The sequence below is a fragment of the Aurantibacter crassamenti genome, from assembly GCF_016811105.1.
Lineage (GTDB): Bacteria > Bacteroidota > Bacteroidia > Flavobacteriales > Flavobacteriaceae > Aurantibacter_A > Aurantibacter_A crassamenti.
Map to the genome: position 1 here is coordinate 823053 of NZ_JAFBGM010000002.1, position 17546 is coordinate 840598.

The 17546-nt window shown below is 34.0% G+C and carries 17 protein-coding genes; 7 read left to right on the forward strand and 10 right to left on the reverse strand.

The genetic code is table 11. The features are described from left to right. Window positions 1–61: 61 nt before the first annotated feature. The 6 genes from JQC67_RS16220 to JQC67_RS16245 form a co-directional block, all read right to left on the reverse strand. On the reverse strand, window positions 62–1621 hold the full coding sequence (locus JQC67_RS16220; RefSeq protein ID WP_203253966.1) for a sulfatase family protein: 1560 nt from the start codon (window positions 1619–1621) through the stop codon (window positions 62–64). 41 nt (window positions 1622–1662) lie between these two features. Continuing rightward, a complete protein-coding gene (locus tag JQC67_RS16225) occupies window positions 1663–2334 on the reverse strand; it encodes a bifunctional 4-hydroxy-2-oxoglutarate aldolase/2-dehydro-3-deoxy-phosphogluconate aldolase (RefSeq protein ID WP_203253967.1) in 672 nt (223 codons plus the stop codon). A gap of 46 nt (window positions 2335–2380) precedes the next feature. Then, window positions 2381–3559: a DUF6786 family protein gene (locus tag JQC67_RS16230; RefSeq protein ID WP_203253968.1), complete on the reverse strand. Its 1179-nt coding sequence runs from the start codon at window positions 3557–3559 to the stop codon at window positions 2381–2383. Between the two features lie 26 nt (window positions 3560–3585). Further along, window positions 3586–4413 (reverse strand): SGNH/GDSL hydrolase family protein, encoded by an 828-nt coding sequence (locus JQC67_RS16235; protein ID WP_203253969.1) that lies wholly within the window; start codon window positions 4411–4413, stop codon window positions 3586–3588. Continuing rightward, window positions 4400–6055, reverse strand: coding sequence for a sulfatase family protein (locus tag JQC67_RS16240; RefSeq protein ID WP_203253970.1), 1656 nt, complete (start codon window positions 6053–6055; stop codon window positions 4400–4402). Before JQC67_RS16240 ends, JQC67_RS16235 begins: the two co-directional genes overlap by 14 nt. 117 nt (window positions 6056–6172) lie before the next feature. After that, complete coding sequence (locus JQC67_RS16245) at window positions 6173–7510, reverse strand: GntP family permease (RefSeq protein ID WP_203253971.1); 1338 nt, start codon at window positions 7508–7510, stop codon at window positions 6173–6175. Window positions 7511–7707: 197 nt separating this feature from the next. On the opposite strand from JQC67_RS16245, the gene JQC67_RS16250 reads away from it, so the two are divergent. The 6 genes from JQC67_RS16250 (at window position 7708) to JQC67_RS16275 (ending at window position 10432) form a co-directional block, all read left to right on the forward strand. Next, window positions 7708–8493: an SDR family NAD(P)-dependent oxidoreductase gene (locus JQC67_RS16250; RefSeq protein ID WP_203253972.1), complete on the forward strand. Its 786-nt coding sequence runs from the start codon at window positions 7708–7710 to the stop codon at window positions 8491–8493. 211 nt (window positions 8494–8704) lie between these two features. Further along, the gene (locus JQC67_RS16255; RefSeq protein ID WP_203253973.1) at window positions 8705–9034 is read left to right on the forward strand and encodes a YtxH domain-containing protein; all 330 of its coding nucleotides are present in this window, start codon (window positions 8705–8707) and stop codon (window positions 9032–9034) included. Next, the gene (locus JQC67_RS16260; RefSeq protein ID WP_203253974.1) at window positions 9034–9384 is read left to right on the forward strand and encodes a hypothetical protein; all 351 of its coding nucleotides are present in this window, start codon (window positions 9034–9036) and stop codon (window positions 9382–9384) included. The genes JQC67_RS16255 and JQC67_RS16260 overlap by 1 nt, the downstream gene beginning before the upstream one ends. A gap of 2 nt (window positions 9385–9386) precedes the next feature. Further along, complete coding sequence (locus tag JQC67_RS16265; protein ID WP_203253975.1) at window positions 9387–9593, forward strand: hypothetical protein; 207 nt, start codon at window positions 9387–9389, stop codon at window positions 9591–9593. A 461-nt stretch (window positions 9594–10054) separates the two neighbouring features. Then, the gene (locus JQC67_RS16270) at window positions 10055–10219 is read left to right on the forward strand and encodes a DUF1328 family protein (protein WP_203253976.1); all 165 of its coding nucleotides are present in this window, start codon (window positions 10055–10057) and stop codon (window positions 10217–10219) included. Window positions 10220–10249: 30 nt separating this feature from the next. Then, entirely contained in the window at window positions 10250–10432 is a 183-nt protein-coding gene (locus JQC67_RS16275; RefSeq protein WP_203253977.1) for a hypothetical protein, read from the forward strand. Window positions 10433–10532: 100 nt separating this feature from the next. Here the strand turns inward: JQC67_RS16275 and JQC67_RS16280 are convergent, their stop codons facing one another. Both JQC67_RS16280 and JQC67_RS16285 read right to left on the reverse strand, forming a co-directional pair. Next, on the reverse strand, window positions 10533–11453 hold the full coding sequence (locus tag JQC67_RS16280) for an alpha/beta hydrolase (RefSeq protein WP_203253978.1): 921 nt from the start codon (window positions 11451–11453) through the stop codon (window positions 10533–10535). Window positions 11454–11469: 16 nt separating this feature from the next. Further along, entirely contained in the window at window positions 11470–12216 is a 747-nt protein-coding gene (locus JQC67_RS16285) for a M15 family metallopeptidase (protein WP_203253979.1), read from the reverse strand. A 135-nt stretch (window positions 12217–12351) separates the two neighbouring features. Between JQC67_RS16285 and JQC67_RS16290 the strand changes: the two genes are divergently transcribed. Beyond that, on the forward strand, window positions 12352–14133 hold the full coding sequence (locus tag JQC67_RS16290) for an arylsulfatase (RefSeq protein WP_203253980.1): 1782 nt from the start codon (window positions 12352–12354) through the stop codon (window positions 14131–14133). A gap of 1 nt (window position 14134) precedes the next feature. Here the strand turns inward: JQC67_RS16290 and JQC67_RS16295 are convergent, their stop codons facing one another. Then, a complete protein-coding gene (locus JQC67_RS16295; RefSeq protein WP_203253981.1) occupies window positions 14135–15760 on the reverse strand; it encodes a sulfatase family protein in 1626 nt (541 codons plus the stop codon). Between the two features lie 132 nt (window positions 15761–15892). Continuing rightward, window positions 15893–17479, reverse strand: a complete 1587-nt coding sequence (locus tag JQC67_RS19080) for a sugar phosphate isomerase/epimerase family protein (protein WP_238934871.1) — start codon at window positions 17477–17479, stop codon at window positions 15893–15895. Window positions 17480–17546: the final 67 nt, after the last annotated feature.

Consider the following 17546-nt stretch of genomic DNA (forward strand, 5'->3'; position numbering starts at 1 on the left):
GGCACTACAGTTTTTCTTAAATAAACTAAATCTGCTTAGATTTCTCTAAAATAAAGAATTCTTATTTCAATTCTAAAGGTGCAATTTTTTCATCACCTACACCTCTAATTTTTTCATAGGATGTTATCATTTCTTGCAGTTTATCCGGATTGCTTTGAGCGAGATTTTTTTGTTGCTCAATATCTTCTTTTAAATTGTACAACTGATACTCCTTATCATTACCTAATTCAATATTTACATACTTGTTAATAGCAGGTCCATTGTACGGAGGAATCATTGCCCAATCGCCTTTGCGAAATGCTGTTCTTGAGGTTGCTTCAACAACCAATTCAGACCGTCCGACATCGTTTTTTCCTAAAAAAGCATCTAATAATTCTTGGCTATCAGTAGTACTTTCATCACTACCAACTAACGATGCTAAAGATGTAAATAAATCTATTTGAGAAACCATAGCATCTGAAACACCTGGATTAATTTTCCCTTTCCAGTAGGTGAAAAATGGTACTCTTGTACCTGCTTCAAACAAACTATATTTTCCTCCACGTAAAATACCTGCAGGTGTATGATTACCCAATTTTTCTTCCGAGTCATCATAGTAGCCATCATTTACAACCGGGCCATTATCACTCGAAAAAATAATTAACGTATTCTCTAGTAAACCTTCAGCTTCTAAAGTTTTTACAAATTCACCAATCATCCAGTCGGCTTCAACAATTACATCCCCTCTTGGCCCCATACCTGATGAACCAACAAAACGTGCATTTGGTGTTCTAGGAACATGGGGTTGTTGTAAAGCATAGTACAAGAAAAAAGGTTCAGATTTGTGCTTTTTCACATATGCTTGCGCATCCGCTAGAAAGTAATCAGCCATATCTTCATCAACCCATTTAGCAGCCTCACCACCTTTCATGAAACCTATGCGCGGTATTCCGTTTACAATACTATTATTATGACCGTGATGCCATTTCATTTTTAATAGTTCTGGATTATCCAAACCAGTAGGTTCTCCATCAAAATTCTTTTCATAACTAACCTCTATTGGGTCATTAGGATCAAGGTTAACCACCTTTCCATTTTCAATGTAAACTGTTGGAACTCGATCCTGGGTTGCTGCTAAAATGTGACTATAATCGAAGCCAACTTCGTTTGGCCCTGGTGCAATTCGCTCATTCCAATTAACATTGCCAGAACCTAAACCTAAGTGCCATTTTCCAACAATTCCCGTATAATAACCCTGTTTTTTCAACATTTTAGGAATCGTTGGCTGTGCCGTATCGATAATTAGTGGTGCAGTTCCTGGAAGTATTTTGGCATTTTTATTTCGCCAAGGATATACACCAGTCATCAATGCATATCGACTTGGTGTACAAGTTGCCGAAGAAGCAAACCCATTGGTAAAACGCATACCACCATTGGCAAGCTTATCAAGATTCGGAGTTTTTAATTCAGTAGCGCCATATGCGCCCATTTCACCGTAGCCCAAATCATCAGCATAAATGATAATTATATTCGGTTTTAATTGTTCATCAGTGCTATCAACTACCTTTTTATCTTCTTTACAAGATGATATAACTAATAAGAAACTAATCAAAATTAGGTAGGTTACTTTCTGAATTCTCATATTCTAAATGGTATTAACTTCATAATATATCAGTGAATGTGTTAGAATCTTAATGAAGTGATTAGGCTTTTAATTTCTTTTGCATTATTAGTTATTGTGCCCCAATCTTCGGTTTGTATTAAAGACCTATTAGCTACCCAAGACCCTCCAATAGCAGTAATTAAATTAGATTGTAAATAAGTTGATGCGTTATTAATATTACAACCACCTAAAGGTATAAACTTCAAGTCTAAATAATTATAAGGAGCAGACATGCTTTCTAAATGTTTCATACCACCAGAAGATTCTGCCGGAAAAAACTTAAGAATACGACAACCTTCTTGTACAGCAATTTCAATATCTGTTGGAGTCATAATACCAGGAGCAAATGAAAGTCCATGTTTAATTGCCTCAGAAATAATTTTTGGATTACAACCTGGTGACACAGCAAAATCAGCACCAACATCTACAACTTGTTTTACTTGATCAACGTTTAAAACAGTACCAAAGCCTAGGGTTATTTCAGGCACTTCTTTTCTAATTATTTTAGCTGCTTCAATTGCAACTGGCGTACGTAATGTTAGTTCGATAGTATCAATACCACCTTCTAATAAAGCATTTGCAAGTGGTATTGCATGTTTTACTTCATCAATCACCAAAACTGCAATTATACCTGCATCATCAATTTTTTTTGCAATCTCAGGTGACATAGCTTTAGGCTCAAACTTTTTCATAAATGGTTTAATAATTCTAGTGTAAATTTAAACTAACGAAGGGTAATTATAAATCACTCAAGTCTAGTTTCAATAACTTTTTGGAAATGTCGTTTAGTGCTTCTTTATCTCCCTCAAAATGATAAGTTTTATGAATGTGTTTAATACTTTCTTTTGGAAGTAATTCACGGGTACTTGAAGAAGATTCCATCTCGTAAAAAGGTCCCAATTGCTCGCCATTTTCTAATGGGCCATCATTATAGCTATTAATGACATCTCCGGCATAGGGATTATCTTGAATTTTCCATTCAGAATTTACGTAGGTAGTATCATTTTCAAAAGAATAGCTAACAATAGTTAATACATTTTTATCCGCATCATAACTACCAATATAAGGCATAACGTTTTGTGGTGGAACACCCATTTTAAAGCGCTTTGTACCATTCCCTTTAAATAAAACGTGCTTGTCTGTTATGGTTAATCTTTCAGGAGGAATCTCTCCAAAATAAGAAGTATTTAATGCTAATTCATTTTTGTAAGGCAAAATTACAGTCGTCTTTTCTGAAGGATTAAACATTCCTAAAATCCAAATAGAAAGCAAACCAGTGTTCTTTGACCATTTCTCTTTGCCCGTATTTACAATTTCATTGGCAGATTGAAAACCAACAGTTTCAACATTAGTTAGATCAATAGCTAATTCTTCTGCTATTTGAGAATTATCAAAAATGGTAACTATTCGGTTCACTTCAATATCAAACCTATAACCATTATAATTATCTAATATCATTTTTTTACGAAAAGAAACCGAGGTATCTGTTTGATTAACTATTTCATAGGTTTCTGTATCAATCTCTTTTGGCGTGTACCAATTATCAAAAGTAAAGTCTGTTCCCTTTTTAAAGAATATTGAATATTGACCTCCCTCCGGCCCCATCCAAAAGCGATCTTCGCCACCAAATGCATTCATGTGTTCTTCAAATTGTCCGGATGCTAGTAATTCATAATGCATCCATCCATAGCTATTGCCTTTTAACCCATTTGCTGTACTTGTCATAACCCTACCTTGTAATTTGGGCAAAACAATTAATTGACTTTTATTATTCTTTGATTTTAATAAAACAACCTCTTGATGCTTTTTTAGAAACTGAAAATCATTTTCAAAATTACCCGCTGAATTTTGACTAAAACCATTTGATGTCACAATGCTCATAAATATTACTATTAAAATATTAAGGTTTTTTTTCATCAATATGCAATTAAATATCCAAATTTCTAATTCGGTTTTTGATGTGGCAAATATCCCCCTGCTTCATGGAGTTTATATACTTGTTTATAAGCAAAGTCAGAAATAATTTTAGATTTATCCGTATCAATTTTAATCAAACTTACAATAGAATCTTTGTGTTCATAACCATCAATTTTTTCTATATATGTTCCATATAAATTCTTTTCGATTGGCTTGCTAATGTTGCCGGTAATAGTTGAATAAAGAACACTCGCTGTTACAAAAGAACCTAAGGCTGTAGGATGCAAATTATCGGGACAATATAGTTGCCAATCACTATTTTGTTCTTGTATCTCTCTCCAAACTGTACTTACAGGAGCAACACTCATCTTTAATTCTTTGGCTATTTTCATATAAGAATAATCAAGCATTTCTCCGTCTTGAATTGGTGCATTTTTTCTGGCGTATAAAGAAATTATTACCGTTTTAGCTTTACTTTGTTTTATTTTCGAATCAAGCTCCCTTACCGTTTTATAAAATGAAGTGCTTTCTCTAACACTGGGACGGCCATTAACTATATAATTTTCTCCAAGAGTACTTTGTTCATTAAGAACAACATAATCCCATTTTAATGAATCCAAAATAATATCAACCTCACCATTGTCTAAATGATTTTGTAATGTATATCCACCATAAGCAATTAGTCTTGTTCTTAATTCAACCCCATTTTCAGTAGCAATTTGTTCTAACATTTTAGGCATGTTATTAAAATAGATACTACTATTGCCTACTAAAAGTACATTGAGAACTTTATTTTCAGATTGAACACAAGCAGTTAATAGCCATACCAAAAAAACATACTTAATTGATTTCATTCCAATGTGCATCAATTACTTTTTGTATATGTGGATAGTTGGCATCCGTCTCGTTTAATTCTTCACGCTGCTTTAGCAATTGCAATTTAAGATCAGCAATTATTTCTTTGTATTCTGGGTCTGAATAAGCATTATTCATTTCCTTTGGATCTTTTGTCAAATCATAAAATTCCCACGCTGGCGGCGTATGATTCGCAAAGTCATTTCCCCAACTTTTTTTATTCCATTCCGATTTTGGATCATCAGTATCAACCCAATATTTTCCATAATAAAAAATCAACTTATACGCTTTGGTTCGTATTCCAAAATGAGCAGGGTTTTGATGTCTATGCGCTAAATGCATCCAATACCTATAATAGGTAGATTTTTGCCAATCTGCGGGCTCAACACCTGTTTCTAAAATGGTTTTAAAACTTTTACCTTGCATGTATTCAGGAGTTGTACCGCCAGCCATTTCAATTAAAGTAGGTGCAAAATCAGTATTATTAATTATTGCATCAGTTCTACTGCCTGCTTTTATTTTTTCTGGATAACGCACAAAAAACGGCATTCGCATTGCTTCGTCATACATCCATCTTTTGTCAATATAATCATGTTCGCCCAGCATAAAACCTTGATCACCGGTATACACGATAATTGTATTATCTAATAGGTTTTCTTCCTCCAAATAATCTAATAATCGTTTTACATTATCATCTACACCTTTTACACAACGTAAGTATTTTTTCAAATAATCTTGATAGACTTTACTAGTATAATCTTTTTCAACTGCATCCATTTTCCATTTAACCAATTCTTCTTGGCTAATGTCTTTTGCATTTCGATACTTTTTGTAAATGGTTGAATCATTCCAATAAATATTCATTGCTTGATTTCGAATTACGTTTCTATGTGAAACAGAAGATCCTATAATTCTAGTCAATGAATCATTTTTACCTCTTGTTGCTTCTGAACCATGATTCCCAATTTCATACAAACTCTCAGGTTCTGGAATAAAAGTATCTGCTAAGTATTCTTCATATCGAGGAGCAAACTCAAAATCATCATGTGGCGCTTTAAAATGATGCATTAAGAAAAATGGTTTGTTCGGATTGCGCTTATGCTTTAAATAATCTAAAGTAGCATCCGTAATCATATCAGAAGAATGACCTTTTGTATGAATTATATTTTCAGGCCATGGTTTTTCACCTTGAACTCTAAACTCTGGGTCAAAATATTTGCCTTGGGCCGGTAATACCTGATAATAATCAAATGCGGCGGGTTCATGATGCAAATGCCATTTACCAATTATTGCTGTTTGATATCCTAATTTTTTCATTTCCTTAGGAAGGAATTGTTTTTCAGGAGCAATTGAACCTTCCAAATCTATAACACCATTTGTTTGTGCTCTTTGACCTGTAATAATTGCCGCTCTACTAGGAACGCAAATTGCATTATTTACAAATGCATTATCGAAAATCATTCCTTCTCTCGCTAATTGATCTAGGTTAGGTGTTGGGTTTAAACTAGCTAGCCGACTTCCGTATATTCCGAAACCTTGTGTGGTATGATCATCTGACATTATATAGATGATATTTGGCTTCTGGTTTTTTGATGCAACCTTTTTTTCCGCACATGACACAAGTGCAAAAAATGAAATCATTCCGCAATATCTCAATACCTGTAAACTACTAACAAAATTCATAACAAACTGGTTCTATATTGCATGTACAAATATTAGGTCAAGCCCTAGTGAAGTCAAATATTTAGATGCTCTTATTTAAAAAATAAAACTAGCTGCAAATACCATTAAGGCCGCTGAACAACCAACAACTAAAGTACCTAAGGTATAAACTCGGTAACCCGTTTTAACATCAATACCTGAGAATTGAGTCAATAACCAAAACCCACTATCATTAGCATGTGAAACAACCATTGCACCAGCACCTATTGCTGCTACAACTAAGGCTTTATCAATTTCAGTTACAAAACCTAAAGTTCCTAAAATTGGTGCTACAATTGAAGCTGTTGTGATTAACGCTACGGTAGAAGAACCCTGCGCTGTTTTAATTGCTGCACACAGAATAAATGGTAACCAGATACCCAAATTAGCACCTGATAATGCATCGGCCATTACTGTTGCTATACCACTTTTTTGTAAAATTGTTCCGAAAATGCCACCAGCACCAGTTATTAAAATAATATTTGAAGCATCCATAAGAGCCTTACCAACCCAGCCTGATGTTGAAAGCATTTCTTTATCAAACTTTTTAGGCAATAAAAATGCGAAGAACATACCTATTATTAAAGCTACCACCGGTGAACCAATAAATGAAATAAACTTCACCCAACCCAATTCTTGTTCAGCATCGGTAATACTGAAGTCCATCAATGATTTACCAACAATTAATAGAATAGGAATTAAAATTGGTAAAAATGATTTGAAAGCACTTGGCGCTTGTCTTACTTTCTCTTTTATTTCTTCGTCAGACAAAGCAGGATTAGGGTCAATGTATGTTTTTTGACCAACCTTTTTACAATAGATAATTGCCACTATTAATGATAATATTCCAATAATAAGTCCTACCAACATTACTAAACCAATATCAGCCCCAATGATACCGGCTGCAGCAATTGGCCCCGGCGTTGGCGGAACCAAAACATGTGTAATCATTAATCCCAATAATAAAGCAGTTGCTGTTCCTACAATTGATAAACCCGCTTTTTTGGTTAAACTTTTATTTAACGGATTAAGAATTACGAAACCACTATCTGCAAATACCGGTATAGAAACTATAAAGCCAACAATACCCATTGCCTCATGAACACGTTTTTTACCAATAATTTTGAGAACAACTTCAGCTAATTTAAAGGCACCTCCTGTTTGTTCAAGAAAAGCACCAATAATAACACCAAGAATAATTACAATTCCAATTTTACCTAATGTAGAACCAAATCCATCATTTATAGACTCCACCAAAGTAGCCAATGACATTTCTGAAAATAAAGCAAAAAATATGGCAGCACCGAGTAATGCTAAAAAAGGATGCACATTATATTTAGCAGTGAGTACTATTATAATTAGAACACTTAAAATAAGCAGCAGAATAGAAATCATATTGATGGTTGTTTAGTTGGTTGGCATTTATGTATCGCACTTTTTTTTACTAAAAGAATGCCTAACAAGTTATCATCTTTAATGCGTTTTGCAAAATGCAGTCTACAAATTTTTGGAACAAATCACAGAATTGAAAAAAATAGTATAATTTATAGTCCTAAAATAATTGGAATTAGTAGCGAAAAAACAGAAAAGTTATGGCTGAAGAAAAATTACCTGGAATAAATCTTTTTCAAATGGCAGGGTGTAACGCCCTAATAACAGGTGGTTCTAAAGGATTGGGTTACGCAATGGCTGCGGGGTTAGCATCTGCTGGGGCAAATGTTTTTCTGCTAAATAGAAATTTTGAAGAAGGAAACTCAGCTGCAGAAAAATTACAAAATGATTTTGGCGTTCAATCAAAAGCGTATACTGCTGACGTAACAAATTTGAAACAAGTAGAAGACGTAGTTGATAACATCATAAAGGAGTTCGGTAGTGTTGATATTCTAATTAATAGCGCTGGAATAAATATTAGGGGGCCTATTGATGAAATAACAGCTGATGATTTTGAGAAAGTAATGAAAGTAAATGTTGATGGTACCTGGAATGTTTCTAGAGCTGTCACACCAAACATGAAAAAGAACGGCTGGGGAAAAATCATTAATATGGCTAGTACTTTGGGCATAGTTGGTTTAGCAAATAGAACGCCTTATGCAACCAGTAAAGGTGCTGTAGTAAATATGACACGCGCACTAGGTCTTGAACTGGCCCCATTTAACATCAATGTAAATGCAATATGCCCAGGACCATTTTTAACCGAAATGAATATTCCTATTGCAGGTACAGAAGAAGCCAAGAAACACATAGTCGGAGCAACTGCTTTAGGGCGATGGGGCGAACTCAACGAAATTCAAGGAGCAGCAATTTTTCTAGCTAGTAAAGCCAGTAATTACATGGTTGGATCGCTACTGACTGTTGATGGTGGTTGGACAGCCAAATAAAAGTCCAATTAAATGAATACCAAGTTCGCTATTGTCAGCCTACTTTAGTTCTGCAATAAATATTTTTTTTTCTGCACTTTGACATATCTAATAAGCTAGATCTGTTAACCTTTCCTTAATTAATCATTTCGATCAATTTTTAATTGATTAGAGCTAAGCTACACTCATAAATATGGGCAAATTTGTAGTGAACAATAAAATACATATAATCATGAGCAATAGCACAAACACCCTTTTGGGAATTATAACAGGAACTGCCATTGGTGCAGCTGTTGGTATACTTTTCGCTCCGGATTCTGGGGTGAATACTAGAAGAAAAATAAAAACACAAGCAATAGATGCAAAAGACTCATTAGCTGAAACGGCTATTGATTTAAGAAACCAAGTTGCTGAAACAGCTTCAGTAAAAAAGGAAAATTTAGATTCGCAACTTGAATCAATTGTAACTAATGTGAGTTATAAGGCTGACGACGTAATCTCAACCTTAGAGAAAAAATTGTCAGAGCTTAAAGTAAAGAATAAAAAATTACAGAAATCGTAATGAACATTATTCAATCAATAAAACAAACGACTGCTAAAGCTTCAATTCAAGGCGAAAATTATCTAGAGACCTCTAAGCGCTATTTTGAATTAAAGGTTTTTCAACAATTAACGCTTGCTATGAGCTTTGCAGTAAAGACAGCACTAATTGGTGGACTACTCTTTTTAGCACTTGTTTTTATGTTGGTTGGAGCAACTATAGCCCTTGGCAATTATTTAAAGAGTATGGTGCTAAGCACCTTATTAATTTCTTTAGGTCTAATCATTTTAGCATTAATAGGATATGCACTCCGTAAAAAAATAGACAGAAAAGTGATTAAGAATATGGCTTCAGAATTTTTTGAACATTAATTATGAGAACAACTTACAGTTCATTTGAGGAAATACGAAAAGACCTAAGAAAACTTAGTTTGCAACGTCAGATTGCATTCGAGGAAATAAAAGGATTAAAACAAGAAGTACAAGAAGATTTTAGTTCAGACAATTGGATGCACACTGCATTTGATGCTTTTAAAAAATTTGGAATACTATATATTATTCGTTCGATTTTTAAAAAATGATTTTATCTGGAAAGGAATTCATATGAAAAATAAATAGTGTTTTAATAAAAATTTACAACAACTTAATACGTAAGTTTTGTAGTTAATTACGACCAATAAAATGATGGGAAAGATATTGCTAAAAAAGATTAAAAATTAGAATAGAAAAAGAAAAACGTTTTTTGGTTGGTTGTTTTTAAATGGCTCTAACAATACTCATGTTAGGGCCATTTTTATTTTAGTCAAGATTTAGACTTAGCAAGATGATGCTTATAAATTATTCGATACACCACTATATTCTTTATTGATTTATTACAGCCAATATATCGTTTTAATGAAAGTAGTTTTTCAGAATAACTTATTGTTTCTGAATATGAGTCAAAAATGAAATCATCTAAGTTAAAGGTTATCCCCTCTTTTAATGATATTGCAGTAGTACCAAATAAGAGGTACACAATTAGTATGAACCTAAAACTAATATTATGTTACGTTGGACAGTCACTTTCATTATACTTGCAATTATTGCTGGAATCTTTGGATTTGGTGGAATCGCCGCTGGAGCCGCTAGTATTGCAAAATTCTTATTTTTCCTATTTATAGTTCTTTTTCTCGTTTCCTTAATTACAGGACGAAAAAAAATATCGTAAATAAATTATTCACAACCTAAAATTCTAAAAATGAAAAAAATAGCATATACATTTATACTACTCGCATCAATGGCTCTAACTTTTACGGGCTGTCGTGAGACAAAGTCAAACAGCGAAAAAATCGAAGATTCAATTGAAGAGGTCGGCGATGATATAGAAGAAGGCGCTGAAGAAGTTAAAGATGAAATTGACGATGCAGTTGATGACAATTAGTATTGATCAAACCTTCAAATTAAAAGAACACCATAACTGGTGTTCTTTTTTTGTTTTAATTATTTTGCATTGAACAGTTTGAAGAACTAAACAATAAAATTTAATCAAGATTTTCTAACCATTCAAACATACGTTCTGTCCACCCTCTTAAATAAACATTATCTCTAGCCAAACCAAAACCATGCCCCCCCTTTGGGTAAATATGCATCGTTGCTTCCACTCCTTTTTCCTGAGTAGCTTCAAAAAATAAAATACTGTTGGCAACTGGCACCGAAGTATCATCAGCAGCGTGAATCAATAATGTTGTAGGCGTATCAGAAGTTACTTGCAATTCATTTGAAAAATGCTTTTCCAATTTAGGGTCAATTTTTTCGCCCAACAAGTTTTTCTCAGAACCAGAATGTTTCGTGCTTTGTGTGAATGTAATTACTGGATAAATCAAAGCCATAAAATCTGGTCTCGCACTTAAATTATCAATTGCATCTATAGGTTGGTATACTTTTTCATTAAAATGAGTTCCTAGGGTTGATGCCAAATGCCCGCCAGCAGAAAAGCCCATTATTCCAATTTTATTTGGATCTACGTTATAAGCTGAAGCATTACTACGAACCATTCTAATAGCACGTTGCACATCAATAAGCGGCACATTATGTTTATCTTTTTGCGAAATTTCTGAGGGTAAACGATATTTTACTACAATACCAGCAATACCCTTGCTGTTTAAAAATTTGGCCATATCAGTACCCTCCCAATCATAAGCTAAAATGCCATAGCCCCCACCTGGAAAGATTAGCATCGCTTGACCGTTAGCGGTTTTTTTTGAAGGCAAATACACTTCAATAGTCGGTTCTTGAACGGTTTGTATTCTTAGAATATCATTATAAACATGAACCTCTTTTTCATCAGAATCAATCCGATTTGGAATTTTATCTTTTGGCCACAATGGCATAATTGTGTCTTGCGAAAACGCATTTGAAGTTATCATTAGTGTAATAATTAGAAGTGCTGCAAAGTATTTCATTTAAGTTTATTTTTTGTTAGTTACAATCCCATTTAAAATTGGCAATTTTATCTTTATGAGAACCTTGTAGATTGTAATGCCACCATTCAGTTCTTGTAGACCAAAAGCCATGTTTCTCCATAGTTTCTTTTAATAATTTTCTATTGTCAAGTATTTCTTTTGGCAAATCAAAATTATCTAGGTACGCCCTTTTTCCGAAGAAATCAAAATCAGTACCCATATTAAGTTCTTCACCGTCTAATGTAACTAGTGTAATATCAACTGCACCACCTTTATTATGAATTGAGCCTTTTTTCGGGTTTGCTACATACTGAGGATTAGGAACAATCGCCCACATTTTATATTGTACTGAATTTGGTCTATAGCAATCGTAGAATTTTATTTTAACTCCAGATTTCTTAAACGCTGCATTTGCCTTTAGCAAAGCCTTCACCGTTTTTACACGGGTATAACATTCGGCACAATCATAAACTTTTTCCTTTAAAAAATTATTAGAAGTAGCATAGCGCATATCAAATGCAAAACCATCGCTAAAATCAGCTAATCTAACAAAGGTTGTATCTGCAAGGTTTTCAAAAGTTCGAAAAACCTTTTTCGCTTTCTCTTTTTTCTTCGGAAGAATTGCTTCATCCACAATTACCTCTGATTCATTTGTATTTTGAGATTCTGACTTTGGTTTTTCTTTACAAGCACTAGCTGTAAGTACAACAATCACCAAAAATTTGAAAATAAAAAGAGCGTTAGACCTAATAATTTTAAGCATTACTTGACTTTAATTTTAGGAAGATGAAGATAGCTATATTTTTTATCCCATAAAATTTGAATCCTTTGAAATCAAAAACTAAATAGCGCATTATATATTCACTTTTACACTATTTTTATAAACAACATATATGATATGAAAAGAACCTTACTTACTCTAATTGCTTTGCTTTTTATTTTTACTTCTTGTAATGAAGCAGTTAAAACCAAAACCGTAACTGAAGTCAAAAAACCCAACATCATTTTAATAATGAGTGATGATCAAGGCTGGGGTGATCTAAGTATTAGTGGAAATAGTAATTTAAATACTCCACATATTGATGCATTAGCAAAAAACGGCGTAACCTTTGAGAACTTTTTTGTTCAACCGGTTTGTTCACCCACTAGAGCAGAATTACTTACTGGCAGATATGCAACTAGATCAGGTGTTTATGGCACATCAGCGGGTGGAGAACGCATGAGTCTAAATGAAACTACAATTGCACAAATTTTAAAAGAAGCAGGTTATCAAACTGCAGCTTATGGTAAATGGCATAACGGAATGCAACCACCTTATCACCCTAATTCGAGGGGATTTGATGATTACTATGGTTTTACTTCTGGCCATTGGGGCAATTATTTCAGCCCTATGCTTGAACATAATGGTAAGATTGTAAAAGGTGAAGGGTTCTTAGTTGATGACCTCACCAATCATGGAATTGACTTTATTGAAAAGAATAAAGAAAAGCCATTCTTTTTATACTTGCCTTATAATACGCCACACAGTCCTATGCAGGTACCTGATGCTTACTGGAATAATTTTAAGGATAAAAACTTGAATATGAAATATCATGGCACCGAAGAAGAAAACGAAAACTTCTCTCGAGCAGCGTTAGCCATGGTTGAAAATATAGATTATAATGTGGGTAGAGTTACTAGTAAACTGAAAGAGCTAGAACTTGAAGAAAATACAATAGTAATTTATCTTTCAGATAACGGACCAAACGGTTATCGCTGGAATGGTGGTATGCGTGGTAAAAAAGGTTCTACTGATGAAGGCGGTGTTCGATCTCCATTTTTTATCCAATGGAAAGATGTTATACCTGCCGGAAAAAAAATAAATCAAATTGCTGCTGCAATTGACCTCTTACCTACTCTAGTTAATTTAACGAACACTGCGTTTGAAACTAAAAAACCTTTAGATGGTAGAAATCTTTCAACGCTAATATTCAATGATAATCAAAAATGGGATGATCGAATAATCGTTAATAACTGGCGAGGAAAAACAAGTCTGAGAACACAAAATTATCGTTTAGATGCTGATAATAAGCTGTATGACATGGTTAATGATCATGGACAAACCACCGACGTTGCAGCACAAAACCAACAAATAACAGACTCCCTAATTAATGCTAAAAACAATTGGCTTTCTGAAACAATTCAATTAACTAAAGAAACAGATGACAGAGCAATTACCTTAGGGCATCCTGATTATAAATATACACAAGTACCTGCTAGAGATGGTATTCCGCACGGCAATATTAAAAGAAGTAACATACACCCAAACAATACATTTTTCACGAATTGGCAAAGTGCAAAAGATTCAATCACTTGGGATGTTGAAGTTTTAGCTGATGGAAATTTTGAAGTTGAATTATACTATACAATGAAACCTGAAAACGCAGGTATCGCCATTGAATTATCACATGCACATAACAAACTAGTTTCTCAAATTACAGAAGCACATGACCCGCCCTTAACTGGTATGGAAAATGATCGTGATCCAAGAATAGAATCATATGTAAAAGATTTTAAACCTAAAATATTAGGTACAATAAATCTAAAAAAAGGCCGAAGTTTACTCACATTAAAATCCCCCCTACTAAAAGAAAAAGATGGTATCGATGTACGGCTGTTAATGTTTAAAAGAATAGAATAAATTATTCTGGAGCATACTTTAATATTTCACTATCTGTATATCCTATTCTTTCTGCTTTTGCTTCAAAAGGAATATCTTTTGGTAGTGGTTTGTCATAGATATTCCAGATTGAATCTTTTGGTTGTTTCCACACAATTGTAGCATCTTTTCTAGATGGAAACAACGCTATTCCATCAATTGTTTTTTCAATTTTCAAATGTTGTAAAGCCGGTTGTTTTCCTTTAGGACGCCACTTGTCAATTAACTGTTGTTCAGCGTATTCACCAAGATCATGTGTATCAATGATCCACTTATTCAACACACCTCTAAAATGCATAAGCGTATCTTTAAGCTCTGGCAATTTAGCAAGATTATGTAATTCAAAAGGGTCATTTTTCAAATCGTATAATTCTTCTTCAGGTTTGGTTTTATGTAACCAACTTGCCTGTTGTTTATTTAATGAACCTTCTTTGTACATTTTTCTTAATTCGCGCATCATTGGCATTTGTTCACGATACGCAACCGGAAGTGCATGCGAAAGATTTACATCATAACTTTTAATATATTTATATCGCTTTGAACGTACCGCTCGTAATCTATCATAAACACCATCAAATCGATCCGAAGTATGAAACGTATATTTTGATTTAACCTTCGATTTAAATTCTCCAAATTGTGCTTTTCCTTGCATTACCTTAGGAGGCGAAATTCCGGCAAGAGAAAGTACCGTTGGCGCATAATCAATAAAACTAATCATGCGGTCATCAACGCTACCAGCATTTTTATTTTCAGGAAATTTTATAAGTAAGGGCACCAAAACCCCGCTATCATAAAGTGCACGTTTATGTCTGGGAAAAGGACCTCCGTGATCTCCATAGAAGAAAATAATACTATTTTCATATAAACCATCTTCTTTCAAATCTGCTATAACCTCACCTATTTGATCATCTAATCTTTTTAGGTTACTATAATTTACAGCCAAGTCATGACGAATAGTATCATTATCAGGAAAATATGGCGGCACTGGAACATCTTTCGGGTTGACGAAAAGTGAATCTTTACCTCTTTTCCAAATTTGCGATTCATGACAAACCGCATAATTAAAAACTGTAAAAAATGGTTGTCCTTCTTTTCTATTTCTCCAATGTCTTTTGCGACTACTCTCGTTCCAAGCGGCATCGGTTTTTTCAAAATTGTAATCTTCTTTGGGGCCGTTAGCTGTATAATATCCTTTCTTTCGTAAATACTCAGTAAACATTTTAACACCTTCAGGTACCACAGGCGAGTAACTTGGAATATCTAAATTTGGGTATGGTTTGTCACCTTCACCACGCCACGGCGCATGTGTACGCATATTATGTGTACCCAGAGTTGACGGGTACATACCTGTAATTAATGCAGAACGCGCCGGTGCACATACAGGTACAGGTGCTACCGCATTAGTGAATTTCACACCATCAACTGCTAATGATTCTAAATTCGGTAATGAAATAGTTGTATCGCCATACATCGGAAACCAATCGGGAGATTGATCTTCAGCCACCAACCAAACAATATTAGGAGGCTTTTTTGCATCTACAATCTCATTTGTTTTTTTATCTGCACAGCTTACTAATAAAAATGCTATAATAAGAATACTCAATCTCATAAAAAGTGATTTGGTAATACCACTAAAATACGAAATTAGAAGGCAAGCAGTAAGGGCTTCTAAAATTAATTTCAGAAGCCCTATTATAATTAACCCACAGTTTTATAACTGCAAAATAAAAATCAAATCTCTTTACTTTAATCCTTTAACAAACTCCACACTTTTTGGTGCTTGTTCTTTTACTTTTGAAGATTCATCTTCAATAAAAAGAAAATCAATATCCATTTTTTTTGCCTCAGCAACAATAGCTTTAATATCGATTTGTCCCGTACCTAAAACTACATTCGTTTCTACATCTGCACTTCCGTTTTGATTGCCCTGCGTACCTTTTTTACAATCTTTAAGATGCATCAACTTAAATTCTTTAGGGTATTTTTTTAACCACGCAACAGGATCTTGACCAGGATGGGCAAACCAATATACATCCATTTCAAAATCGAAATATGTAGAATTTTTTATTAAATGGTCAATTAGCAACTCATCTTTATACGGTCTAAACTCATATCCGTGTGGATGGTATGCTAACGTAACACCTTCTTTTGCAAACATTTTACCCGCCTTATTAAACACTGCGATTGCGTTTTCTGTATCTGCTAGTGTAAATTCATTACCATTATGTGGTATCCAAAAGCATACTGCATATTTTGCACCATACGCTTTGGCTCTTGCCAATATAGTTTCTGGAGCATCTCTATAATCATCAAAGGAACCACTAACGCTAACCATTTTAAGGTCATTTTCTGCCAGCATTGCTTTATACTCGTCCATTGAATAATCATAGGTGCCATCGTTACCATCCTCTAAATTATGAATGCCCCATTCTTTAATCTTAGCAAAGGTACCCGGCACATCTTTAGGTAAATCATTTCGTAAACTATATAACTGTATACCTAATTGTGGTTCTTTTAATTCATTTAAGTAGGTAAGACTTTTTGGTATTTGATTCACCACATCTGTAGACTCATCTTCTATAAAAAGATATTCAATTCCCAAGGCTTTAGCCTCGGCAACAGTACCTGCAATATCTACCTGGCCAGTACCCAATACCACATTTGTGTCATCTTCTTCACTACCTGTATTATTTCCTTTAACCCCATGCTCCATATCCTTTAAGTGCATTAGGGTAAATTTAGTTGGGTACTTTTTTAATAAAGCTAATGGGTCTGCACCTCCATGATGAGCCCAAAACACATCTAATTCAAAAGTAAAATCTGTAGCATTTTGAGCCATATAATCGAACAAAGTCCCTTTTTTATATGGCCGAAATTCATAACCATGAGGATGATATGCTAAAGTGATTCCGTTTTCTTTTAAAAGTTTTCCAGCTGTATTAAATACCTTGGTGGCATGCTTTGTTTCTTTTAAGGCCCACTCATTTCCTTTGTGAGGTACCCAAGCGCACATTACGTACTTGGCACCAAAAGCCTTTGCCTCTGCAATAACTTTTTCTGGATTATTTTCTAAATCATCAAAACCAGCCCCAATACTAACCATATGCAAATTATAATCTTCTAGCATTTGTTTGTAGGCATCCATTTCTAGACCATATGTACCTCCACCTTCAATTTTGGTGATTCCCCAATCTTGAATTTGTTGCAAGGTACTCGGCAAATCTTTCTTAAACTGATTTCGTAAGCTATACAGTTGCAATCCAATTTCTTGAGCGCTCAAAGAAACTGTGAAAGCAACGAGTAATAAAAGCGTTGTAATTTTTTTCATTGTATCTAGTTTAATTAGTGTTCTTAATTATATGGTGTTATATGTTAAATCATATAACTAAAAAACA

What these genes read in the sequence shown, in the direction of transcription:
- JQC67_RS16220 (WP_203253966.1), bottom strand. Translation starts at nt 1,621, where the DNA reads ATGAGAATTCAGAAAGTAACCTACCTAATTTTGATTAGTTTCTTATTA.
- JQC67_RS16225 (WP_203253967.1), bottom strand. Translation starts at nt 2,334, where the DNA reads ATGAAAAAGTTTGAGCCTAAAGCTATGTCACCTGAGATTGCAAAAAAA.
- JQC67_RS16230 (WP_203253968.1), bottom strand. Translation starts at nt 3,559, where the DNA reads ATGAAAAAAAACCTTAATATTTTAATAGTAATATTTATGAGCATTGTG.
- JQC67_RS16235 (WP_203253969.1), bottom strand. Translation starts at nt 4,413, where the DNA reads ATGAAATCAATTAAGTATGTTTTTTTGGTATGGCTATTAACTGCTTGT.
- JQC67_RS16240 (WP_203253970.1), bottom strand. Translation starts at nt 6,055, where the DNA reads ATGATTTCATTTTTTGCACTTGTGTCATGTGCGGAAAAAAAGGTTGCA.
- JQC67_RS16245 (WP_203253971.1), bottom strand. Translation starts at nt 7,510, where the DNA reads ATGATTTCTATTCTGCTGCTTATTTTAAGTGTTCTAATTATAATAGTA.
- JQC67_RS16250 (WP_203253972.1), top strand. Translation starts at nt 7,708, where the DNA reads ATGGCTGAAGAAAAATTACCTGGAATAAATCTTTTTCAAATGGCAGGG.
- JQC67_RS16255 (WP_203253973.1), top strand. Translation starts at nt 8,705, where the DNA reads ATGAGCAATAGCACAAACACCCTTTTGGGAATTATAACAGGAACTGCC.
- JQC67_RS16260 (WP_203253974.1), top strand. Translation starts at nt 9,034, where the DNA reads ATGAACATTATTCAATCAATAAAACAAACGACTGCTAAAGCTTCAATT.
- JQC67_RS16265 (WP_203253975.1), top strand. Translation starts at nt 9,387, where the DNA reads ATGAGAACAACTTACAGTTCATTTGAGGAAATACGAAAAGACCTAAGA.
- JQC67_RS16270 (WP_203253976.1), top strand. Translation starts at nt 10,055, where the DNA reads ATGTTACGTTGGACAGTCACTTTCATTATACTTGCAATTATTGCTGGA.
- JQC67_RS16275 (WP_203253977.1), top strand. Translation starts at nt 10,250, where the DNA reads ATGAAAAAAATAGCATATACATTTATACTACTCGCATCAATGGCTCTA.
- JQC67_RS16280 (WP_203253978.1), bottom strand. Translation starts at nt 11,453, where the DNA reads ATGAAATACTTTGCAGCACTTCTAATTATTACACTAATGATAACTTCA.
- JQC67_RS16285 (WP_203253979.1), bottom strand. Translation starts at nt 12,216, where the DNA reads ATGCTTAAAATTATTAGGTCTAACGCTCTTTTTATTTTCAAATTTTTG.
- JQC67_RS16290 (WP_203253980.1), top strand. Translation starts at nt 12,352, where the DNA reads ATGAAAAGAACCTTACTTACTCTAATTGCTTTGCTTTTTATTTTTACT.
- JQC67_RS16295 (WP_203253981.1), bottom strand. Translation starts at nt 15,760, where the DNA reads ATGAGATTGAGTATTCTTATTATAGCATTTTTATTAGTAAGCTGTGCA.
- JQC67_RS19080 (WP_238934871.1), bottom strand. Translation starts at nt 17,479, where the DNA reads ATGAAAAAAATTACAACGCTTTTATTACTCGTTGCTTTCACAGTTTCT.